Source organism: Methylobacterium litchii (assembly GCF_038442315.1).
GTDB lineage: Bacteria > Pseudomonadota > Alphaproteobacteria > Rhizobiales > Beijerinckiaceae > Methylobacterium > Methylobacterium litchii.
This window is the reverse complement of sequence record NZ_JBBXMY010000012.1, coordinates 1-21,341: the sequence shown is the minus strand read 5'-3', so window position 1 is coordinate 21,341 and position 21,341 is coordinate 1. Positions and strand designations below refer to the sequence as shown.

Below are 21,341 nucleotides of genomic sequence, written 5' to 3'. Positions count from 1 at the left end.
GTTCACCCAGAGTCATCCACAGGTCGCGTGTGGGGGATGAGCGGATGGCCGAGGCGGCGAGGCGTTTCCAACCGGCGGGCAGCCCGGATCTCGTGCGCCGCATGATCGCCCGGCCGGTGCGGCTCGCGCATCAGTCGCGCACCCGCCTGCCCGAGCGCGAGGCCACCCCCGTCCAGGCGCCGGCCATGGCCCGCGCCGAGGCCGCCATCGCCCGGCTCGAAGCCGAGCTCGGGGTGATGAAGGCGGTGGTGCGGGTGCAGCGGCAGGAGATCGAATCCCTGCGGGCGCAGCGCCGGCTGCTCACCGAATCCTCGCCCGACGACGACGTGCGGGCGACCCGCGAGCGCTGGGCCGACCTCGTCGATTCCCTGCTGATCCGCGCCCGCTGAAGGCATCCGGCCGGCCCTCGCCCGTCCGTTCCCGTCCAGGATGAACCAGTGTCGCACGATGTCCGCGGGAACACCGATCCCTTCCTTCCGCATCGTGCCGTGAGACGCGAGGGTTCCGCCATGCGCGCGCGCTGCTCGCTCGTCGTCAACGGCCGTGCCGTCCGCTGCTCGCCCGGCGACACGCCCCTCGAAGCCGCCCTGGCCGAGGGGATGATCGCGCCGGTCCCCGGCCTGCACGGCACGCATCTCCTCGGCCAGGGCGCCGCCCCGGCTGCCCGCCGCAGCCAGGGCCGCCGGGCCCGCGAGGCCCCCGCGCCGCTCTCCGAGGTGCCGGAGAGCCGTTCCGGAGAGGCCGTCCCGGCCCCCGCCCCGCAGGAGCGCGCCCGCCAGACCCTGAAGGGGACCGTGACGCAGGTGCGTCGCCTCGGCCCCGGCATCCTCGAGGTCGTCGCGACCCTGACCCGCCGGCCGCTCCACGAGCCCGGCCAGCATTACGCGGTGAGCCTGCCCGGCCTGCCGACCCAGACTCTGTGCCCGACGCTCCGCGTCGATGGCGCGGCCGAGATCAACGAGGCGGTGTTCCACCTGAACCGCGAGGCGGAGGGCGACGCCCTCGACGCCCTCGCCATCGGCCGCGAGGTGAAGCTCAAGGGCCCGATGGGGCGCAGCCATTACCGGCCGGGCGGCGGACGGCTGGTGCTGGCCGCGTCGGAGGCCGGGTTCGGGCCGATCTGGGCCATCGCCCGGGCCGCGCGCTACATCGAGCCGGACCGCGACATGGCGCTCGCCATCGGCGCCCGCGATGCCCTCGACCTCTACATGCGCCAGAGCCTCGACTGGCTGCGTGCCACCGGGGTCGGGCGGATCGTGCTCTGCGCCGAGCGGGGCCGCCAGCGCCCGCCGGACGTGCGCCCCGGCCCCGTGGGCGCCCATCTCCCGCCCTTGCGGGCGACCGACGTGATCCACGTGGCCGGCGACATCGCCACCGTCGGCGCCGTGCAGGCGCTGGCCGGCGCAGTGGGCGCGCGCTGCTACCCGATCGTGGTGGAGTAGCGCCTCACTTCCCCTCCCCCACCGTCAGGCTCCCCGTGCCCGTCCGCCCGTAGCGGGCGGGGCGGTACATGTCCTCGACGCTGGCGCCGGGATGGACGTAGGTCCCCGGCGAAACCGCCCGCACCGCATAGGCCACGGAGAAGACGGCCGGCTGGCTCGGCTCGCGGGTATAGGCCGCCACGAAGCGGTCGTCGCGGAACTCCGTATGGACCGGCTGCACGTCGGACTTCGCGAAGGCGAGGCCCTTGAGCGCGTCCGCGTCGAGGAGCTTCGGGTTGTCGATTTCCAAGCCGGCGGGGAGACGGTCCACAAGGAGGAGCCGCGCCGCCTCGGCCTTGGCCTCCGTCACCGTGAGCACCACCACGAGGCGGTCGTTCTGCCGGATGCCGGTGGCGGGATCGACCACGCTGCCGTCGAGCCGGTGCAGGCTGCGCTCCACGCTATAGCCACGGGACTCGGCGGGTTCGGGACTCATCGGGTTGCCCGACACGCCGAGCGACACCTGGACCGGCGCCGCCCCCGTGTTCACGAGCACGCGGCCCCCGCCCGCCAGATCCGCCTCGCGGAACGATCGGGCGAGCGCGCCCTGCTGGGCCGCCCCGTCGAGGGTGAAGGAGAGGCCCTTCGCCTCGTCCGCCAGCCCCTGCGCGGCGAGCACCATCCAGGCGTTCTCCTGCGTGCTGGTCGGGCGTCCGTCGGCGCGCTCCTGGCCCAGAGCCGCGCTCGCGGGGGCGAGGGCGCCGTGGGTGAGGCCGGTCTCGGCGGCGAGCGCGATCAGCCCGGCCCCGTCGCGCAGGCGCGAGCCGTAATCGGCCCGGTAGGTGCCCCTGTCCCGCTCCGCCGCGAGCGAGGAAACCGCCGCCTCCATCACCCGCGCCGCCCGGCCCCGGTCCCCGAGAAGCGCGAGGGCGGCGGCGAGCTGCGCCCGGCCGAGCGCCGTGCGGAAATCGCCGAGGCGGGAATCGGCGAGGTAGCGCAGGTCGCCCATCACCGGGCGACCGTTGCGAGCGAGCACATAGGCCGCGTAGGCGAGGTCGGCGCCGCCGTCGCGGACCTCGCTCGCGTTGGCGACCGCGTTGCGCAGCCGGTCCAGGGCGAGCGCGAACGGCCCCTGCGGCACGGCGAACTTGCGCTCGCGGGCACGGGTGAGGAAGTCGGCGACGTAGGCATCGAGCCACAGGTCGTTCGACCCGTCCGCCGACCACAGGCCGAAATCGCCGCTCGAATCCTGGCGCGAGAGCACCCGGTCGATGGCCTCGCGCACCCGGCCGTCCACGTCCGGATCGAGGGCGAGCTGGTCGAGGCTGGCGCGCCGGTTCACGTAGAGCAGCGGCATCGCCCGGCTCACCACCTGCTCCGAGCAGCCATAGGGATAGCGGTCGAGGGCCTGGAGGAGGGCCGGCACATCGACGCCGGGCAGCGTCGAGGCCGCCAGCGACACGCGCCCGGTGCCGGGGATCACGTCGGCCAGAAGGTCGGACGTGACCGAAAGGCTCTCCCCCGGCGCGAGGGTGCGCACCGACCGCCGCAGCAGCGCCCCGGTGCCGGGGGCGATGCCGAGGCTGAGGCTGCGCGACAGGGGCGCGGCCAGCCCCGGCCCGGACAGCGCGACATCGAGCCGGGCCACGCCCGGCCCGGCCGCCGTGAACGGCACGGCGAAGCGGGCCTGCCCGTTGGTGGCAAGGCGCATCGTGGTGCGCAGGGCCTGCGCCCCCACGAGGACCGGCCCCGAGGGCACGATGTCGGCCACGTACTCGCCCGCCGGGCCCTCGACGTTGTCGAGGGCGACGAACAGGCGCGAGCGGTCGCCGATGTCGAGGAAGCGCGGCAGGGTGGCGCTCACCACCACGGGGTCGCGGATCGTGACGTCGGCCTGCGCCTGACCCACGCGGGTGCCGCTCCAGGCCGTGACCATCACCCGGCCGGTGCCGTTGAAGGCGGGAACGGGGAAGGTGACGCGGGCCGTGCCGTCCGGCCCGACCTTCACCACGCCGGAGAACAGGGCCAGCGGCGCCTCGGTCGGCGGCGCGTCGGCGAGTTCCGCCCCGCCCGCGTCGCCGCCGGAGCGGATCGCCCCGGCCCTGCCCTGCATCCCGTCGATCAGGTAGCCGTAGACGTCGCGGAACTCGGGGCCGAGCGCCCGCTGGCCGAGGAAGTAGCGGGTCGGGTCCGGGGCGGCGTAGCGGGTCAGGTTAAGGATGCCGACATCGACCATAGCCACCGTGATCCGCGCCTCCTCGCCCGGGGCGAGGCCGGCGAGCGTCACGGGCAGGGTCAGGTCCTGCCGGGGCCGCACCTTCTCCGGCGCGGCGACGGAGACGGTGAGGGCGCGCCTGTCGCGATCGACCGAGAACCACGCGAGGCCGAGCGCCCGCCCCGGCTGGCGCCGGGCCGCCTGATCGAGGGGCCGGTAGGCCGTCGCGACGAGGTAGGCGCCCGCGCCCCATTCCGCCTTCACGGGCAGGCGGATCGTGGCGCCGCCCTCCGGCACGCTGACCTCGCGGATTTCGTGAACCCGGTCGCTCACCACCATCACGCTCGCCTGGCCGGCGAATTTCGGCCCGAGCTTGGCGCTCATTGTCTCGCCCGCCGCGTAGGCCGCCTTGTCGAGAGTGAGGTCGAGGAGGTCGGGGGCCTGCGCCGTCTCCGAGCCCGCCCAGCCGACCTCGAAGCCGAGGCTCGCCGCCGCCTCGGCGAGGCCGGGCGCCGTCACGTCGAGGCGGTAGGCGCCGAGCCCGACCGGCGCCGCGATGCGGCCCAGCGCGTCGGCGGCGAGGTCCAGCGTGCCGCTGGCGATCCGCTTCGTGGTCTTGGCCGCCTCGAAGGACCAGCGCCCGTCCGCGCGGTACCATTGGTAGGTTTTTTCGATTTTGTTCAGCGTCCAGGATACGCCGGCCTTCGGGACGCGATGCCCGTCCGGCGCCGCCATCACCACGTCGAAGGCTGCGAGGTCGCCCTCCTTCAGCTCGGAAAAGCCCTTGCGCAGGGCCAGCACCGGGCCCGACGGCAGGATCGGCAGCGTGACGCTGCGGGATAGCGCCCGCCCGCCGGGCTCGCCCACCGCGAGGGTGATCTTCGCCTCCAGCGGACGCGGGGCGACCACCTCCGGCACCGGCACGGCGACGCTCGCCGCGCCCTGCGCGTCGGTGGTGGCGTGGGCGGAGAGTTCCCGCGTCGTCGCCTCCACGGCCTCGTCGTCGAGGCCCACCGTGAACCCATCGAGGCCCTTGATGCCGCTCGTGGCGGCGGCCTGCACGGTGACGCTGCCCGACACGTCGAGCCCCGCCCCCGGCGCGCCGTAGAGGTAGCGCGCGGCCACCGCCACCTGCGCCGGCTCGCCCCGCTTCAGGCTCGGGCCGGCGGGGGTGAGGGTCACGTCCAGCCGCTCGGGGACGTAATCTTCGAGCAGGAAGCTCGCCTCCCCCACCGGGGGCGCCTTCGGATCGGTATAGGCCGCGATCCGCCACGTCCCGTGCATCGCCCCCGAGAGCAGCGGCAGCGGATAGGCCCGCCCGCCGAGCCCTTGGTCGGCCACCGAGACCCGGCGGTATTCCACGCCATCGGGGCGCTTCACCACCAGGGTGAGGGGCAGGTCGGGCACGGCGTTGCCGCGCGCGTCCCGCAGGAGGGCGGCGACCTGCACCGTCTCGCCGGAGCGGTAGACCCCGCGCTCGGTGAACAGGTAGGCGTCGAGCCCGCCGCCCTCGGGACGGCCCTTCACGCCCCGGTCGGTGAGGTCGAACGCGCCCTGGTCGAGGTCGAGGAAGCCGTAATCGTCGCCCATCTGGGCCACGACGAGGCTCGGGGCGGTGCCGCCCTCGCCCCGGCTCAGGCCCGCCTCGAAGGCGGCGTGGCCCTGCGCATCGGTCTTGCGGGTCGCCAGCACCTCGTTGTCGCGGGCGACGAGGCGGATCTCGGCCCCCTCCGTCGCCTTGGCCGTGCCCAGAGAGCGCAGCACCACGTGGACGCCGTCCCGCCCCTTGGTCGCCGTCAGGCCGAGATCGGAGACGACGAACCATTGCGTCGCTTGGGTTTCGTAGCTCTCCTCGTCCGGCGCGGCGGTGCCGGAGGGCCGGGCGATCATCACGTACACGCCGGGCTCCAGCTTCCCCACCGCCTGAAGCACGGGGAAGGCGGTGACGCTCTCCTGGTTGATCTCGGCCTTGGCGGTGTCGAGGCTGCCCTTCCAGACGCGCACGCCCTTCTGCGCGGCGATGCCCTTGGCGGTCGATCCGCTGAGCTGGCCGAGGAAATCCTCCGAGCGCAGGGTCGGCAGCAGGCCGCGATCCCCGATGCGCAGCACCTCGACATCGAGTTTCGGCGCGTTCACCGCGACGAGGGGAATGCCCGCCTGACCGGTGCGCGGCAGGACGTAGTTGCGGCCGGTGAAGCGCGCCTGGGGGGCGCGGTCGCGGACATAGATCTCGTAATCGGCGGCCTTGAGCAGGGTCTCGCCGACCGACGAGGGCAGGCCGGGCCGCAGCACCACCGCGTAGCGGGTGCCGTGCTTCAGCCCATCGACGCAGACCTGCGACCCCTCCCCCGTCACCGCCGCCGAGGCGCTGCCGGAGACCGCGACGAAGGGCGCGAACTCCGCCTTCGGCGCCACCGGCTCCGAGAAGGTGAAGCACAGGCGCGGGGCGGCGGCGTCGGAATCGACGGTGTAGTTGAGGATGCGGAAGCCATGCTCGGCGCGCAACGCCTCGTAAGTCGCGCGGGTGGTGGCATCGTCGGCGAGCGCGAGGCTCGCGGCATAGGCATCGAGCGCCGGGCGCCACTCCTCCTGATCGGCGGCGTTGGCGCCGAGCAGCGCCAGGGCGGCGGCGGCGTCCGGCGCGAAGCGGGCGCGCTCGTAGGCCCGGTAGGCGGCGGCGAGCGCCTGACCGCGCAGGCGCGTGCGGCCCTGGTAATCGTTCTCCTCCGTCTCGCCCGCCGCCGCTTCCGCCGCGCGGGCATAGGCGCGCCAGTTGGCCGGATCGCCGGGATCGGCCGCGACGGCAGCGGCCAGCGGCGCCAGGGCCTCGGCGGGCTTGTCGGCTTCGAGCAGCCCCTCGCCCTTGCGGCGGGACTGCGCGGCGGGGACGAGCGAGCCGCCGGCCTCGGCCTTCAGCGTGGCTTCGAGGCGGATGGCATCGCTGGCGAGGCCGGGGCGGGTGAAGCTCCGCGCGAAGGCGGCGGGTGTCGGCTTCGTCTGCGCGAGCGCCGGCACCGCCAGGAGCAGGGCGGCGAGGCCGCCCGCGACCGCTTGGATCCACCACCGCGCCATGGGCCCCTCCCCCGCCGCCGCGACGCGAATCGCGGCGGACCCGCGAGGGGGAGATTACAGGGCGGGCGGGGGAAGGGAACCGCTCAGTAAACCTGAGCCGGCTCCTCCTGCGGGCGGTTCGTCTGGCCGTCCAGGGTCTTCTCGATGACCTTGGCGAGGCCGATCATGATCTGGTCGATGGCGTAGTCCTTCGGCGTGTAGACCGCCCGCACGCCCATGTTCTTCAGGACCAGTTCGTCGTCCGGCGAGATGATGCCGCCGACGACCACCGGGATGTGGTCGAGCCCGGCTTCGCGCATCTTGGCGCGCACCTCCCGCACCAACGGGACGTGGCTGCCCGACAGGATCGACAGGCCGACCACGTGGGCGCCCGTCTCCTTCGCCTTGGCGACGATCTCTGAGGGCGTCTGGCGGATGCCGTCATAGGTCACATCGAAGCCGACGTCGCGGGCGCGCAGCGCGATCTGCTCGGCGCCGTTCGAATGGCCGTCGAGGCCGGGCTTGCCGACGACGAGCTTCGGCTGTTCGCCCAGGCGCTCGCCGAGGTCGGCGATGAGGAGGCGCGCCTCCTCGGCCGCCCCCGCCGAGACGGTTTCCGTTGTGACGCCGGTGGGCGCCCGGTACTCGCCGAAGACCTCGCGCAGACAGGAGCCCCACTCGCCGGTCGTGACGCCCGCCTTCGCCGCCGCGATGGAGGCCGGCATGATGTTGGCCCCCGAGCGCGCCGCCTCTTCCAGGCCGGCGAGCGCCGCCCGCACCGCCGCCGCGTCGCGGGTTTCGCGCCAGGTCTTGATGCGGCCCGCCGCCTCCATCTCCACCGTCTCGGAGACGGAGAAGATCGCCCCCTCCCCCGCCGTCAGCGGCGAGGGCTCGCCGTGCTGGTACTTGTTGACGCCGACCACGATCTGGTCGCCCGCCTCGATGGCCGAGATGCGCTTGGCGTTCGATTCCACCAGGGCGCGTTTCAGGGCGCCGGTCTCGACAGCCGCCACCGCGCCGCCGATCCCGCCGATCCGCTCCAGTTCGGCGCGGGTCTCGGCCTTCAGCGCCTCGACCTTGGCCTCGATGACATGGGAGCCGTCGAAGATGTCGTTATATTCGAGAAGGTCGGTCTCGAAGGCCAGGATCTGCTGCATCCGCATCGACCATTGCTGGTCCCACGGGCGCGGCAGGCCAAGCGCCTCGTTCCAGGCCGGCAATTGCACGGCGCGGGCGCGGGCGCGCTTCGACAGGGTGACGGCCAGCATCTCGATGAGGATGCGGTGGACGTTGTTCTCGGGCTGCTGCTCGGTCAGCCCCAGCGAATTGACCTGCACGCCATACCGGAAGATGCGCTTCTTCGGATCGTCGATGCCGTAGCGCTCCTGGGCGATCTCGTCCCAGAGTTCCGAGAACGCCCGCATCTTGCAGATTTCGGTGACGAAGCGCAGGCCCGCGTTCACGAAGAACGAGATGCGCCCGAACACCTCCGGGAAGCTCGCCTCGTCGAAGGCGGGATCGTCGCGCACCGTGTCGAGGACGGCGATGGCGATGGCGAGCGCATAGGACAGTTCCTGAACCGGCGTCGCCCCCGCCTCTTGCAGGTGGTAGGAGCAGACGTTCATCGGGTTCCACTTCGGCACTTCCTTGGTCGTGAACAGGATCACGTCCTTGGTGAGCCGCAGCGAGGGGGCCGGCGGGAACACGTAGGTGCCTCGCGACAGGTATTCCTTGATGATGTCGTTCTGGGTGGTGCCCTGCAGGGCGCTCAACGGCGCGCCCTGCTCCTCGGCGACCGCGAGGTAGAGGGCGAGCAGCCACGGGGCCGTGGCGTTGATCGTCATGGAGGTGTTCATCTGCGCCAGCGGGATGTCCTGGAACAGGGTCCGCATGTCGCCGAGATGCGCGATCGAGACGCCGACCTTGCCGACCTCCCCACGCGAGAGTTCATGGTCGGGGTCGTAGCCGGTCTGGGTCGGCAGGTCGAAGGCGACCGACAGGCCGGTCTGGCCCTTGGCGAGGTTGCCGCGGTAGAGTTTGTTCGACTCGGCCGCGGTGGAGTGACCCGCATAGGTGCGGATGATCCACGGCTTGTCGCGCTTCACCTCGGCGATTTCGGCGCTCGCGCCCATTCCACCCACTCCGTGACGACTTTTGATGCCGCGCTGAGAACGCCGCTTGCGGCGCAGCGTAGCCGAGCCTCATGCCGCCGTCATCCAGGGTGGGTTGCACGAAAAATCGGGGTTGACGGTGAAGGGAATTTGAGACGCCCCTCACCCCAGCAGCGTCGCCACCTCCCGCGCCGCCGCGCCGTAATCGGCGAGGTGGACGCCGTCGCTCAGCGCCCCCGGCCGGGCGAGCCCTCCCCGCCCCTCGCGCAAATCGGAAAATGGGTCGGCGAAGGCGCAGCCATGCGCAGCCGCGATCCGGGCGAGGCGGGTCGAGTAATCCTCCACCGCCGCCAGCTCGCGCTCCTGGCCCGGCACCGGATCCATCGGCGGCAGGGCGAGCACCACGACCCTGTCCGCGTGGTCCCGCAACCCACGGACGAGCGACGTCGCCGCAGCCTCGAACCGGGCGACCGCCTCCGGCGAGAGGGGGCGCCCCCGCACCGAGAGGTCGTTGCTGCCGGTGACGAGCACCGCGACTCCCGCCCGCTGGACCGGAAGCAACTGCGGCAGGCGCTCCGCGTAGCCGCCGGTCGAGATCCCGCCGATGCCGGCGTTCACCACCGGCCGGGAGCCGAGGGGGTGCGCGCACAGGAACTCGGCATGGGAATCGCCGACGATCCAGGCGAAGCCCGGCGGCGCCGCCGCGAGGTCCCGCCGGATCTGGGGGATGCGCATCGCGATGCGCTCCCGGCAGATCCGGAGGAAGCGCCGCCGCCGAAGCCGCCGCGCCAGCCAGCCGAGCATCAGCGCCCGAACCGCTCGAATTTCGGGAAGCTGCGGGCCATCATCAGGCCGACCTCCGCCCGGTGGCCGAGCCACTTCTCGAGGATCGACGCGTTGGCGAGCCGCCCCTCGGCCGAGCCGTCCTGCCAGGGCAGGCCGTCCTCCAGGCGGAAGACATGGGCCTGGGTGAGCTGCCCGCTGCGGCAGCGCTGCAGCCGCACGCCCTTGCCGCGCGACAGTTCGGCGACCTCCGTGACGGGGAAGACGAGGAGCAGCCGCTCGGTGTTCACCACCGCCACGTGGTCGCCGTCCGCCGGCACCATCACCGTGGCGGTGGCGTCGCCGTCGAGGCCGAGCACGCCCTTGCCCTTGCGGGTGTTGGCGACGAGGGCATCGGAGGGCGCGACGAAGCCCCGGCCGTCCGAACTCGCGATCAGCAGCTTGGTCTCCGGCCGGTAGGGCAACGCCGCCACCACCTCGGTGCCGTCGTCGAGATCGACCATCAGCCGCACCGGATCGCCGAAGCCGCGCCCGCCCGGCAGCTTCGCGGCGTCGAGGGTGAAGATCTTGCCGTTCGAGGCCAGCAGCAGGATCTTCTGCGTCGTCTCGCTGGGGAAGGCGATCTTGAGCCGGTCGTCGCCCTTGAAGGCCACGCCCGACAGGTCGGCCACATGGCCCTTCAGGGCGCGGATCCAGCCCTTCTCCGAGACGATCACCGTGATCGGCTCGCGCTCCACCAGGGCCGCCGTCAGGTCGACGCCGGCCGTGTCCGGCGGGTTCTCCAGGCTGGTGCGGCGCTTGCCCAGCTTGGTCTCCGGCCCGAACGTCTTCTTCACCGCGCGGATCTGCGCCTGGATCGACTTCCACTGTGCCGGCTCGGAGGCGAGCAGCCCGTCGAGTTCGGCCTTCTCGGCGGTCAGGGCGTCGAGCTCGCGCTTCAGTTCCATCTCCTCCAGCTTGCGCAAGGAGCGCAGGCGGGTGTCGAGGATGGCGTTGGCCTGCACCTCGGTCAGTTCGAAGCGGGCCATGAGGGCGGGCTTCGGCTCGTCCTCCTCGCGGATGATGCGGATCACCTCGTCGAGGTCGAGATAGACGATGAGCAGACCGCCGAGGATTTCGAGGCGGCGGTCGATCTGGCCGAGGCGGTAGCGGGAGCGGCGCTGCAGCACCACCCGGCGGTGATCGACCCATTCCCGCAGGCATTCGGCGAGCCCGATCACCTTCGGCACGAGGCCGCCGACGAGAACGTTCAGGTTCAGGGAGATCCGCGCTTCCAACTCGGTGAGGCGGAACAGGGATTCCATCAGGATGACGGGATCGACGCTGCGCGAGCGCGGCTCCAGCACCACCCGCACGTCCTCGGCGGATTCGTCCCGCACGTCGGCCAGCAGCGGCAGCTTCTTTTCCTGCAGCAGCTCGGCCATCTTCTCGATCAGCCGGCCCTTCGGAATGCCGTAGGGGATCTCGGTGACGACGATGTTCCACGTCCCCCGGCCAAGGTCCTCCTTGTGCCAGCGGGCGCGGACCCGGAACGCCCCGCGCCCGGTGCGGTAGGCCTCCGCGATGGACTCGGCCGAGTCCACGAGGATGCCGCCGGTCGGGAAATCCGGCCCCTGCACGAACTTGGCGAGCTGGCCCGAGGTCGCCTCGGGGTGGTTGATCAGGTAGAGCGCCGCGTCGCACAGTTCGGCCGCATTGTGCGGCGGGATCGAGGTCGCCATGCCGACCGCGATGCCCTGGCTGCCGTTGGCGAGCAGGTTCGGGAAGGCCGCCGGCAGCACGACCGGCTCCTCCTTCTCCCCGTTGTAGGAGGGCCGGAAATCGACCGTGTCCTCGTCGATCCCGTCCAGCAGCAGGCGGGCCACCTCGGTGAGGCGCGCCTCGGTGTAGCGGTAGGCGGCGGGGCCATCGCCGTCGATGTTGCCGAAGTTGCCCTGGCCATCGACCAGCGGATAGCGCTGCGCGAAATCCTGGCTGAGGCGCACTAGCGCGTCGTAGATCGCCTGATCGCCGTGGGGGTGGAAGTCGCCCATCACGTCGCCGACGATCTTCGCGCATTTCTTGTGCGCGGTGTTCGGGTCGAGCCGCAGGAGGCGCATGCCGTAGAGGATGCGCCGGTGCACCGGCTTCAGCCCGTCGCGGGCATCGGGCAGGGCCCGGTGCATGATGGTCGAGAGCGCATAGGCGAGGTAGCGCTCTTCCAGCGCCGACTTCAGCTCGACGCTTTCGATGCCGTCGCCGGACGGCGGCTCGAAGGGCTGGCCCATGGTGGTTTCCGGCTTTCAGACTGGAACGTAACGCGAACAGATTAACCTTCGGCGACGCCGAGCGCAACGAATCGCGCCCGCTCCTCCGGTGGCGTGAGGCCGCGCGGACCCCAGACGTGCCGGTCGAGGAAGTATCCCGTCAAGGTAAACCCTTGCGCAACGCCGTCGGGGCCGGGCGCCCCGCCCTCGCGCAGAAAGGTCGGCAGGGCGAGGAGGCGGTCCTTGTAGGGCTCGCCGGCCGCCGCGCTCACCGCGCGGCCGGTGCGGGGAGAGACGTAGGCGAGGCGGTCGTTGCCCCCGGTGGCGGCGCAGGCCGAGAGATCGAGGCCGAAGCCGAGTTCGGTGAGCACGGCGAGTTCGAACCGCACCATCAGCGGCGGGGCGATGGCGGGGTCGTCCAGATGCTCCACGAGGATGCCGGCGGCTTCGTAGAGGGCCGGATGCGGGTCGCGCTCGGGCAGGAGGCGCAGTAGCGCGCCGAGGGCCCCGAGCCCGTAGAGGGCGAGCCCCGAGCCGATCATCCGCGAGACCTCGGAGGCCAGGGGCTCGACGGCGAAGGCGCCGAGGCCTTCGTCGAGCCGCGCCCGCCACGTCACGCGCACCCGGTTGCCCGGCTGGAGCACCGGCTGCATCCGGCGCGAGCGCCCGCCATGCACGAGGCCGAGATGGCGCCCGTGTTCGGCGGTCATGGCTTCGAGGATGACGCCGCTCTCCCCGTGCCGGCGCAGGCCCAGCACCAGGGCGTCGTCCGTCCATTGCATGGGAGGGATATAGGCGATTTCCGCGTCGCTGCATCCGCCGCGCGGCGTGGCCGTCGCGTCAGACCCACGCCCGCTTCGTCGCGACGATGTTGCGCGCGCCGGCATGTTCGGCGTCGGGGTTGCGGAGTTCGCGGAAGCCGGGCGCCCGGCCGTCGATGAGATACACGACGAGCATGAGGACGAGGGTGATCTTGATGCGCATGGCCACGCCTGAGGACCTGAGCGTGGCGGTGTAGGATCGATCGCTTTTGAATGAGTTGCTGCAGCGCACATTAACCCTGGATTGGGAGCCCCTTTCCTTCTCCCGTGGTAAAGCGACCCTTCCCGGCCGCGCGGCGGCGTTAACGGATCAGGCTCCCATGCGGATCGTCGCCCCCGCCCTGGCTCTCGTTCTTTTGGCCTCCCCCGTTCGGGCGGAGGAGGTGGGCTTGGTGGGCGAGGCGACGATTGGCGGCGCGTCCCGCCACGTCACCCTGCGGCTCGCCTGCGATCCGGCCCATGCGGGGCTCTCGGCGGCGCTGACGATCCCGCGCTTCGCGGATCTCGCCGCCACCTTCGCCTTCGACGCCTTCGAGGGGCCGGGCGGCACGGGCAAGCCCCTCACCGCGATTCGGGTCGCGGGGGCGAACGGCGTGCGCAGCATGATCGCCCCGGCGAGCGGCGCGGTGGCCGCCGATCCGGCGACGAGCTTCACCCTGACCGTCGCCGGCCCGAGGCGCACCGAAAGCCCGCTGCGGGGGATCGCGCCGGGCCTCGCGGAGGCGAATGCACGGATCGTCTGGACGCAATCCAGCCCGCGCGCCGGGGATGCCGCGATCATCGCGACCTTCCCCGTCACCGACGCGGCGGTCATGCGGACGGTGATCGAACCCTGCGTGCCGGGCGCGCCCTCCTGAACGCGTGCTTCGCCCGAAACCTGTTTCGCGGGGGCTGCTTTCGACCCAACCCGGCCATCCGGACAGCCGTCAGTGCTTCTCAAAAGCGGTCATCCGCCCTTTGCCGATGGAAGGCTAGGATCCCCTCGGCGACGCCATCGGACCGCATTGGGCCTCAATGGCGGCAGCCGCCACGGCGATGGGGGTCGTCCCGCTGATGCTCGCCCTGGCGCCCCGGCTGCCGGGCCAACTTCCCACCGCCACGGGGCTGGCCCCATGCCCCCCACATCCCGGGGGAACTGTCCCGGGGGAGACTTATTATCCCGGCTAAGGTTTGGCGTTTTCCTCCGTCAATGAGAGCGCGGCATGCTGGGTTGGTTCCGGGCGCTGATGCCGAAGGAAGATCGGTTCTTCGACCTCTTCGAGCGACACGCTGCGACGCTGGTCGACGGTGCGGCGGCGCTGCGAAGCCTGCTCGACGGCACGCAGGATCTCGCCGCGGCCTGCGCGGCCATCGCCGGCCATGAGGACAGGGCCGATGCCATCACGGGGGAGGCGCTCCAGGCGGTGCGAAGGACCTTCATCACGCCCTTCGACCGCAGCGACATCCAGGCCCTCGTCGGATCCCTCGACGACGCCATCGACCAGATGCTCAAGATGGCCAAGGCGGTCCGCCTCTTCGAGGTCACGCGCTTCGAGCCAGAGATGCGCGAGATGGGTGTCATCATCCAAGAGGCCGCCTCGGTGGTGGCCGAGGCCATGCCGAAGCTGCGCTCCCTCAACGAGAACGCGAAAGCCCTGAACGCCCTGACCGAACGCGTCATCCGGTTGGAGGGGCGTGCGGACGACCTGCACGAGGCTGGCCTGAAGGCCCTGTTCCGGGCCTCCCGCCAGGATCCGATGGCCTTCATCGTGGGGTCCGAACTCTACGACCATCTGGAGAAGGTCATGGACCGATTCGAGGACGTCGCGAACCAGATCAGCAGTATCGTGGTCGAGCACGTCTGAGCGGCCACCGTGACGCTCCTGATCTGCCTCATCGCCGTCGCGCTGTTCTTCGACTTCCTGAACGGCCTGCACGACGCGGCGAACTCGATCGCCACCATCGTCTCGACGCGGGTGCTCGCGCCGCATTATGCCGTCGTCTGGGCGGCCTTCTTCAACTTCGTGGCGTTCCTAGTCTTCGGGCTGCACGTCGCGGGGACGGTCGGCTCGGGCATCGTCGATGTCACGGTGGTGGACGACCGGGTAATCCTCGGCGCCCTCGGCGGCGCCATCACCTGGAACCTGCTGACGTGGTACCTCGGCATCCCCTCTTCCAGCTCGCACGCGCTCATCGGCGGGCTGCTCGGCGCCGGTCTGGCCAAGGCCGGTCTCGGGGCGGTGGTCTGGCCGGGGGTCATCACCACGAGCGCGGCCATCGTGCTCTCGCCGGCGCTCGGCTTCGTGCTGGCCCTCCTTCTCGTGCTGATCGTGTCGTGGCTGTTCGTTCGCGCCACGCCGTCCGCCGCCGACGGCGTCTTCCGCAAGCTCCAGTTCGTCTCCGCCTCGCTCTACTCCCTCGGCCATGGCGGCAACGATGCGCAGAAGACCATGGGGATCATCGCCGTGCTGCTCTATGCCCACGGGCAGGAGAGCGGCGCGTTCCATGTGCCGCTCTGGGTGGTCCTATCTTGCCAGTCCGCCATGGCGCTGGGCACGCTCCTCGGCGGCTGGCGCATCGTCCACACGATGGGTTCGAAGATCACGCGGCTGTCGCCCATGCAGGGCTTCTGCGCCGAGACCGGGGGGGCGCTCACCCTCTTCGCCGCGACGGCGTTCGGGATCCCGGTCTCGACCACCCACACCATCACGGGGGCGATCATCGGCGTGGGGGCAGCGCGCAGGATCTCCGCGGTGCGGTGGAACGTGGCGCAGGGCATCGTCGTCGCCTGGGTGGTCACGATGCCCGCCGCGGCCCTTGTGGGGGCGTCGGTCTATGCCCTCTCCGGCTTCGTCCTCTCGTAGAACGGTCTCCCCGTCCGGCGTTCCCGGGCGATCAGACCAAGCGGATCTGCCCGAGCACGAGGCCGAGCTGCCGCGCGAGGTTGCGCGACAGGCTGCCGACGATCTCGACCTTCATGGCATCCGTCGCCAGAGCGGCGACCCGCGCGACAGCGAGGGCCGCCGACACGTCCATAACGGCATAGACGCGCACGGGCTGGCGCTTCTGATGCACGGCGATCAGGTACGCCGTGCGCTTGCCCTTCTTACCAGTCTTGACCTCCGCAAAAGGGAGGTACGTGGTTCTGTCCATCAGTCCTTATCGGGCTTTTCCTTGGTGATGGCGCCCGTCTTGGGATCGACGTGGAATTCCATCTTTACGCCGTTCTTCATGCCCTCGCCTTCCCAATGGCCGTCATCGGCCTCCAGTTCGGTGATGCTGGAGTAGCCCGCTTCCATCAGCTTCTGCTTCACCTGCTCGGCGGGGATCCAGTCCGCCCCCGGCTTGTCGCTCTTGGCGACGGCTGAGCCGGCGAAGCCCAGGGTCAAGGCCAGCGCGATGGGCGCAAGTTTCTCGAATTTCATTAGCCGCCTCCGTTTCCGTGGTGCCGGTCAACGGATCGCATGGGTATCGGTTGCGCAACCATCGATGACGCGGCCACAGGTGACCATCGACATTCTCGACGCTGGCGACGCCGGGGTGCGCGCGGAGACCCTTGGCAATCTCTGCAACCGACTGACGGGACAGTCGCGCGAACGAAATCAGTATTTCGTCCTGTCCTGGATCGGCACCCCGTTGCACGACGAATTGGCGAACACGGGATGCACGCTGGCCGGCGATCCCCTGCAGGGTATCGAACGTGACCGAGCCCGGCTCGGCCAGGACGCGAAGCGGACGGACGCGCAGCCGGTCGTGATAGCGTTCCTGGAGTGGCTTCAGTCCGGCGAGGATCGCCAGAAGGATTGCGGTCGTCGCGACGCCGACGACGTAGAGGCCGCTGCCGACCGCCAAGCCGATTGCGGCGACGGCCCAAAGGCTCGCTGCGGTGGTGAGCCCTTTGACGACTTCGCCGCGAAGCAGGATCGTCCCGGCCCCGGGGAAGCCGATACCTGAGACGACCTGCGCCGCAATCCGCGAAGGGTCGAGGACGACGTTGTGCGCGCCGAGCACGTCGCTGAAGCCGAACGCCGAGACGATGACGATGAGGCAGGCGCCAACCCCGACGAGCATATGCGTCCGAAGGCCCGCCGCCCAGAGTAACCGTTCGCGCTCCACCCCGATCAAGCCGCTGAGGACGGCGGTAAGCAGAAGTCGAGACAGAATTTCCAGATTGCCGAGCATGTTCTCGTCAAGCCTGTCGAGCGACTGCAGGCTGAAATATAATCAAATTGACATGATCAAGTACGCGAACGGCCTCTTCAAATCAGCGTGCCCGGCATCCGAAACCACCTTACCGAAGCAGATGATTGAAAAAACGGCCCGGGGATATCGAGCTCCCCTGGGCCGCATGACGGCGCCGATCAGGCGGGCCGTCCGTGAGCCGGACCCTTGTGGCTCAAGGTCAGGGCCAGGAAGAGGATGGCGAGGACGCACGCCCCGATCAGGAGGATAAAGGAGCCGTTCCAGCCATAGTGGTCCGTCGTGTAGCCCACCAGCGCGCTCGCCGCGACGGAGCCGCCGAGGTAGCCGAACAGGCCGGTGAAGCCCGCGGCCGTCCCAGCCGCCTTCTTGGGCACCAGCTCCAGGGCCTGGAGGCCGATTAGCATCACGGGTCCGTAGATCAGGAAGCCGATGCAGATGAGCGCCGCGAGGTCGATGCCCGGGTTACCTTCGGGGTTGAGCCAGTAGACCAGCGTCGCCACGAGGACGCCGATCATGAACACCACCCCCGTGGCGCCGCGATTGCCGCGGAAGAGCTTGTCCGACAGCCAGCCGCAGAGGAGCGTCCCGGGAATGCCGGCCCACTCGTAAAGGAAGTAGGCCCAGGAGGTCTTATCGACCGAGAAGTGCTTGGCTTCCTTTAGGTAGGTCGGCGCCCAATCCAGCACGCCGTAGCGCAGCAGGTAGACGAACACGTTGGCGAAGGCGATGTACCAAAGGAGACGGTTCTTCAGGACGTGCTCCACGAAGATCTCCCGGGTGGAGAACTCTCGCTCGTGGTTGGCGTCGTAGCCCTCAGGGAAATCGTTCTTCCACGTTTCGACGGAGGGAAGGCCGCAGGATTGCGGCGTGTCCCGCATGGTCACGAAGGCGAAGACCGCGACGGCGAGCGCCACCACCGCGGGCACGTAGAAGGCCGAGTGCCAGTCGTTGAACCAAGCCAGTCCGAGCAGGAAGAGCGGGCCGATCAGACCGCCGCCGACATTGTGCGCTACGTTCCAGACTGAGACGACGCCGCCGCGCTCCTTCTGCGACCACCAATGCACCATCGTGCGCCCGCTCGGCGGCCAGCCCATGCCCTGGAACCAGCCGTTGAGGAACAGCAGGACGAACATGATGCTCACGCTGGACGTCGCCCAGGGCGCGAAGCCGAACAGCAGCATCACCATCGCCGAGAGTACGAGGCCAATCGGCAGGAAGTAGCGGGGATTCGAGCGGTCCGAGACCATCCCCATCAGGAACTTGGAGAGGCCGTAGGCGATGGCCACCGCGGAGAGCGCCGTGCCGAGCTCACCGCGGCTGTAGCCCTGCTCGACCAGGTAGGGCATCGCGAGAGAGAAGTTCTTTCGCAGCAGATAATAGCCGGCGTAGCCGAGGAAGATGCCCGCGAAGATCTGCCAGCGCAGCCTTCGGTAGGTCGGATCGACGCGATCCGCCTGGATCGGAGGCCTGTGGGCCGCTGGAGCGAGAAAGCCAATCATGGCGCGCCTTCGTGGGTGAGACCGCGGCATAGATCCGGGCCTCGTCTTGATGGGACCTGTGGTGAGGGGCGGAATTCAGCGGCGCTGCGGCGCGGCTTCCGAAGGCACTATCCGCGGGGGCGAACCCATCCGGGGTCGTTGGCGGGTCGCAAGGTCCCGTCGAAGCATAGTGTCCTCCCTTAGAGACGGCGTGTTCCGGTTGGACCGGCCCGCCTTCTTCGTTGATGGCCTCACGCCCTTTCGCGGCGTTCGGTCCGGCCGGCGGGTATCGCGACGTCGGAGTTGCTGGTCATCGCGGCGACCGCCGTTCCCAGCGCCCTGGCCTCGTCCGCCGTGAAGGCGAGCCCGAGCTTGGACCGCCGCCAGAGCACGTCCTCGACGGTGCGGGCCCATTCATGCTCGACCATCCAGCGCAGCTCGCCTTCGTGGAGGCCGTGGCCCAGGTCGGCGCCGAGGTGCTCGGCGATGCGCAGCGCGTCGGTTCCGTAGGCCGCCACCATGCGCTCCACCGTCGAGGCGGCGAGGTGGGGCGCGGCCCGTGCTAGGCGCGCTTCGAGCGCGGCCACACCGTCCACCGCGAAGTCGCCGCCCGGCAGAGCGGTGTTTCCGGTCCAGGGCCGGCCCCGCGCGCCGATGCGCCGGCCGATCTCCTCAAGGGCATCCTCGGCCAACTTCCGGTAGGTCGTAATCTTACCACCGAAGATGTTGAGCACCGCTGCCTCGCCGGCTGCGCCGTCCGGCTTCAGCACGTAGTCGCGCGTCGCCTCCTGCGCGGCGGAAGCGTGGTCGTCGAAGAGCGGGCGCACACCGGAGAAGGTCCAGACAATGTCCTCTCTGCGCAGAGGCTCCGCGAAGTATTCGCTGGCGGCATCGAGCAGGTACGCGGTCTCCTCCTCGGTGATCGCCACCTCGGCAGGGTCCCCGGAAAAGTCTCGGTCGGTCGTCCCGACGAGCGTCGTATCGTTCGCGTATGGGATGGCGAAGATGATCCGCCCGTCCGCATTCTGAAAGATGTAGGCCCGGTCATGGTCGTAGAGCCTGCGCACCACGATGTGCGAGCCCTGGACGAGGCGCACGTGCCTGTCCTCACGCCGACCGAGGGGCCCCTGAATGACGCGGTCGACCCAGGGCCCGGCCGCATTCACGAGGAAGCGTGCGGCGATCTCTTCCTCGCGTCCGCTTCGCAGATCGCGGCGCACGATCCGCCATAGGTCGCCCTCCCTGCGGGCGGACACGACGCGTGTCCCGACCGCGATCTTGGCACCGCGCAACTGGGCATCGCGGGCGTTGAGAACCACGAGGCGTGTGTCGTCGACGCGGGCGTCGGAATACTCGAAGCCGCGCCGGAAGTCAGGCTTTAGCGATGCACCGAGGGGGCCTGTCAGGTCGACGGAACGCGTTCCGGGCAGGCGCTTCCGGCCGCCGAGATGATCGTAGAGGAAGAGGCCCAGCCGCAGCAGCCAGGCCGGGCGCAGGCCCTTGTGCAGCGGCAGGACGAAGCGCAGTGGGCGCACGATGTGCGGCGCGATCCCCCAGAGGACCTCGCGCTCGGCAAGCGCCTCGCGCACCAGGCGGAACTCGTAATGCTCAAGGTAGCGTAGGCCGCCGTGAATCAGCTTCGTCGACCAGGAGGAGGTGCCGCTGCCCAGGTCGTTCTGCTCGGTCAGCGATACGGAATAGCCACGGCCGGCCGCGTCACGCGCGATGCCGCATCCGTTGATCCCCCCGCCGATGACGGCGACGTCGAACGTGCGCATGATCCTCCCCCTTTCGTTTCGCGCCGTAAGATGCGCGATTGCGAAAGCGCAGCCATTCAGTACGAAACAAAAGGAAAGTCAACCGAAAGTCGGCCGTCAGCGCCCGGTTTCGATAATTCGCACGCCCGATGCTCTGCAAAGGTCGCGAAGACTATCGCTGGGGCAGTGATCGGTGACGAAGGTGCCGATTTGGTTGAGCTGAGCGAGGCGGACCGGCGCGCTTCGCTCGAACTTCGTGGAGTCCGCGACGAGCACGACATGGCGCGCATTGGCGATGATCGCCTGCGCCACTCGCACCTCGCGGTAGTCGAAGTCGAGGAGCGATCCATCCTCGTCGATGGCCGAAGCGCCGATCACCGCGAAGTCAACCTTGAACTGGCGGATGAAATCCACGGCGGCCTCACCGACGATGCCGCCGTCCGACCGCCGGATCAGACCGCCCGCCACGATGCACTCGACTTCCGGGCTGGGCCGCAGGGCGTGCGCCACATTGAGGTTGTTGGTGATCACCATCAGCCCGGAATGGCCCAGCAGCGCCCTGGCGACCGCCTCGGTGGTCGTCCCGATGTTGATGAAAAGCGACGAGCGATCAGGGATCAGGTCGGAAACGGCGCGTGCGATGGCCGATTTCTCCGATGACGCCAACGCATTGCGTGCGTCGTAGTCGAGGTTTTCGGCGCCGGCTCCCAGGACCGCCCCGCCGTGCATACGCGACAGAAGTCGAGCCTCGCACAGGTCGTTGAGATCCTTCCGGATGGTCTGGACGCTGACCGCGAAACGACCGGCCAACGCCTCAACGAGGACGCGCCCATCGCTTCGCGCGATCTCCATGATGGCGTTCTGACGATCCGAAAGCATGCCGTTACATCACTACCTGGAAAAGCGAGGGAGAAGGCGAACGCGAAACTGCAAAAAAGGAAGCTTGGATCGGCTGCGATCCACGCAAGACGCACTCACAGGGAGCGGCTCATTACAAATGGCATAGGCGTGTTCCGCTTCGCACTTTCGTTCGCGAGAACATGGCACCCGTGATCCCGTTCACCCAAGCCGTGGTGCTCTCGAACCTTCGCATCCCCGTCGGAGGACGGCGAATGCGAAAACTGGCAAGCGTTGGCGCGGGCGGACACCCTTAGAGGCTCTAACAAAACCGGGTTTGGCGCGTTGAGTGAAGATGGCGAGACCGCTCCTTCCCGATGGCCTGTGGGCCGAGATCGCACCGCTGCTGCCGCCTGAACGGGCCAAGCCGAAGGGCGGT

General features: G+C 70.0%; 16 protein-coding genes and 2 pseudogenes. 6 read left to right on the top strand and 12 right to left on the bottom strand.

The features are described 5' to 3' along the window. Positions 1-44 precede the first annotated feature (44 nt). Both AAHF99_RS19680 and AAHF99_RS19675 read left to right on the top strand, forming a co-directional pair. Positions 45-389 (top strand): hypothetical protein, encoded by a 345-nt coding sequence (locus AAHF99_RS19680; RefSeq protein WP_342166165.1) that lies wholly within the window; start codon positions 45-47, stop codon positions 387-389. Positions 390-509: 120 nt separating this feature from the next. After that, the gene (locus AAHF99_RS19675) at positions 510-1,442 is read left to right on the top strand and encodes a ferredoxin reductase domain-containing protein (RefSeq protein ID WP_342166164.1); all 933 of its coding nucleotides are present in this window, start codon (positions 510-512) and stop codon (positions 1,440-1,442) included. A gap of 4 nt (positions 1,443-1,446) precedes the next feature. Here AAHF99_RS19675 and AAHF99_RS19670 read toward each other — a convergent pair whose 3' ends face one another. The 6 genes from AAHF99_RS19670 to AAHF99_RS19645 all read right to left on the bottom strand — a co-directional run bounded on the left by AAHF99_RS19670 (position 1,447) and on the right by AAHF99_RS19645 (position 12,817). Next, on the bottom strand, positions 1,447-6,708 hold the full coding sequence (locus AAHF99_RS19670; RefSeq protein WP_342166163.1) for an alpha-2-macroglobulin family protein: 5,262 nt from the start codon (positions 6,706-6,708) through the stop codon (positions 1,447-1,449). Between the two features lie 83 nt (positions 6,709-6,791). After that, a complete protein-coding gene (locus AAHF99_RS19665; protein WP_342166162.1) occupies positions 6,792-8,819 on the bottom strand; it encodes a protein meaA in 2,028 nt (675 codons plus the stop codon). A gap of 141 nt (positions 8,820-8,960) precedes the next feature. After that, positions 8,961-9,602 (bottom strand): SGNH/GDSL hydrolase family protein, encoded by a 642-nt coding sequence (locus AAHF99_RS19660; RefSeq protein ID WP_342166161.1) that lies wholly within the window; start codon positions 9,600-9,602, stop codon positions 8,961-8,963. Beyond that, on the bottom strand, positions 9,602-11,848 hold the full coding sequence (gene parC / locus AAHF99_RS19655; RefSeq protein ID WP_342166160.1) for a DNA topoisomerase IV subunit A: 2,247 nt from the start codon (positions 11,846-11,848) through the stop codon (positions 9,602-9,604). Before parC ends, AAHF99_RS19660 begins: the two co-directional genes overlap by 1 nt. Before the next feature lie 41 nt (positions 11,849-11,889). After that, positions 11,890-12,609: a DNA repair protein RecO gene (recO, locus tag AAHF99_RS19650; RefSeq protein ID WP_243956991.1), complete on the bottom strand. Its 720-nt coding sequence runs from the start codon at positions 12,607-12,609 to the stop codon at positions 11,890-11,892. Positions 12,610-12,667: 58 nt separating this feature from the next. Then, the gene (locus AAHF99_RS19645; protein ID WP_342166271.1) at positions 12,668-12,817 is read right to left on the bottom strand and encodes a hypothetical protein; all 150 of its coding nucleotides are present in this window, start codon (positions 12,815-12,817) and stop codon (positions 12,668-12,670) included. Between the two features lie 151 nt (positions 12,818-12,968). Here AAHF99_RS19645 and AAHF99_RS19640 point away from each other — a divergent pair, with 151 nt between their 5' ends. The 3 genes from AAHF99_RS19640 to AAHF99_RS19630 all read left to right on the top strand — a co-directional run bounded on the left by AAHF99_RS19640 (position 12,969) and on the right by AAHF99_RS19630 (position 15,491). Further along, positions 12,969-13,505: a hypothetical protein gene (locus AAHF99_RS19640; protein ID WP_342166159.1), complete on the top strand. Its 537-nt coding sequence runs from the start codon at positions 12,969-12,971 to the stop codon at positions 13,503-13,505. 345 nt (positions 13,506-13,850) lie between these two features. Beyond that, a complete protein-coding gene (locus tag AAHF99_RS19635; protein WP_342166158.1) occupies positions 13,851-14,492 on the top strand; it encodes a DUF47 domain-containing protein in 642 nt (213 codons plus the stop codon). A gap of 9 nt (positions 14,493-14,501) precedes the next feature. Continuing rightward, entirely contained in the window at positions 14,502-15,491 is a 990-nt protein-coding gene (locus AAHF99_RS19630; protein WP_342166157.1) for an inorganic phosphate transporter, read from the top strand. Positions 15,492-15,522: 31 nt separating this feature from the next. Here AAHF99_RS19630 and AAHF99_RS19625 read toward each other — a convergent pair whose 3' ends face one another. The 6 genes and pseudogenes from AAHF99_RS19625 to AAHF99_RS19600 form a co-directional block, all read right to left on the bottom strand. Then, the gene (locus AAHF99_RS19625) at positions 15,523-15,780 is read right to left on the bottom strand and encodes a hypothetical protein (protein WP_342166156.1); all 258 of its coding nucleotides are present in this window, start codon (positions 15,778-15,780) and stop codon (positions 15,523-15,525) included. After that, positions 15,780-16,052 (bottom strand): PepSY domain-containing protein, encoded by a 273-nt coding sequence (locus tag AAHF99_RS19620; protein WP_342166155.1) that lies wholly within the window; start codon positions 16,050-16,052, stop codon positions 15,780-15,782. Before AAHF99_RS19620 ends, AAHF99_RS19625 begins: the two co-directional genes overlap by 1 nt. Positions 16,053-16,149: 97 nt before the next feature. Further along, positions 16,150-16,809 (bottom strand): annotated as a pseudogene (locus AAHF99_RS19615) (MgtC/SapB family protein); the annotation flags it as partial. A 179-nt stretch (positions 16,810-16,988) separates the two neighbouring features. Beyond that, positions 16,989-18,329 carry a glycerol-3-phosphate transporter gene (gene glpT, locus AAHF99_RS19610; RefSeq protein ID WP_342166154.1) on the bottom strand — a complete coding sequence of 447 codons (1,341 nt, stop codon included), beginning with the start codon at positions 18,327-18,329 and terminating at the stop codon, positions 16,989-16,991. 230 nt (positions 18,330-18,559) lie between these two features. Further along, the gene (gene glpD / locus AAHF99_RS19605) at positions 18,560-20,086 is read right to left on the bottom strand and encodes a glycerol-3-phosphate dehydrogenase (protein ID WP_342166153.1); all 1,527 of its coding nucleotides are present in this window, start codon (positions 20,084-20,086) and stop codon (positions 18,560-18,562) included. A 96-nt stretch (positions 20,087-20,182) separates the two neighbouring features. Beyond that, positions 20,183-20,944 (bottom strand): DeoR/GlpR family DNA-binding transcription regulator, encoded by a 762-nt coding sequence (locus tag AAHF99_RS19600; RefSeq protein WP_342166152.1) that lies wholly within the window; start codon positions 20,942-20,944, stop codon positions 20,183-20,185. A 313-nt stretch (positions 20,945-21,257) separates the two neighbouring features. Here AAHF99_RS19600 and AAHF99_RS19595 point away from each other — a divergent pair. After that, positions 21,258-21,341 (top strand): annotated as a pseudogene (locus tag AAHF99_RS19595) (IS5/IS1182 family transposase); the annotation flags it as partial.

What these genes read in the sequence shown, in the direction of transcription:
- AAHF99_RS19680 (WP_342166165.1), top strand. Translation starts at nt 45, where the DNA reads ATGGCCGAGGCGGCGAGGCGTTTCCAACCGGCGGGCAGCCCGGATCTC.
- AAHF99_RS19675 (WP_342166164.1), top strand. Translation starts at nt 510, where the DNA reads ATGCGCGCGCGCTGCTCGCTCGTCGTCAACGGCCGTGCCGTCCGCTGC.
- AAHF99_RS19670 (WP_342166163.1), bottom strand. Translation starts at nt 6,708, where the DNA reads ATGGCGCGGTGGTGGATCCAAGCGGTCGCGGGCGGCCTCGCCGCCCTG.
- AAHF99_RS19665 (WP_342166162.1), bottom strand. Translation starts at nt 8,819, where the DNA reads ATGGGCGCGAGCGCCGAAATCGCCGAGGTGAAGCGCGACAAGCCGTGG.
- AAHF99_RS19660 (WP_342166161.1), bottom strand. Translation starts at nt 9,602, where the DNA reads ATGCTCGGCTGGCTGGCGCGGCGGCTTCGGCGGCGGCGCTTCCTCCGG.
- parC (WP_342166160.1), bottom strand. Translation starts at nt 11,848, where the DNA reads ATGGGCCAGCCCTTCGAGCCGCCGTCCGGCGACGGCATCGAAAGCGTC.
- recO (WP_243956991.1), bottom strand. Translation starts at nt 12,609, where the DNA reads ATGCAATGGACGGACGACGCCCTGGTGCTGGGCCTGCGCCGGCACGGG.
- AAHF99_RS19640 (WP_342166159.1), top strand. Translation starts at nt 12,969, where the DNA reads ATGCGGATCGTCGCCCCCGCCCTGGCTCTCGTTCTTTTGGCCTCCCCC.
- AAHF99_RS19635 (WP_342166158.1), top strand. Translation starts at nt 13,851, where the DNA reads ATGCTGGGTTGGTTCCGGGCGCTGATGCCGAAGGAAGATCGGTTCTTC.
- AAHF99_RS19625 (WP_342166156.1), bottom strand. Translation starts at nt 15,780, where the DNA reads ATGGACAGAACCACGTACCTCCCTTTTGCGGAGGTCAAGACTGGTAAG.
- AAHF99_RS19620 (WP_342166155.1), bottom strand. Translation starts at nt 16,052, where the DNA reads ATGAAATTCGAGAAACTTGCGCCCATCGCGCTGGCCTTGACCCTGGGC.
- glpT (WP_342166154.1), bottom strand. Translation starts at nt 18,329, where the DNA reads ATGATTGGCTTTCTCGCTCCAGCGGCCCACAGGCCTCCGATCCAGGCG.
- glpD (WP_342166153.1), bottom strand. Translation starts at nt 20,086, where the DNA reads ATGCGCACGTTCGACGTCGCCGTCATCGGCGGGGGGATCAACGGATGC.
- AAHF99_RS19600 (WP_342166152.1), bottom strand. Translation starts at nt 20,944, where the DNA reads ATGCTTTCGGATCGTCAGAACGCCATCATGGAGATCGCGCGAAGCGAT.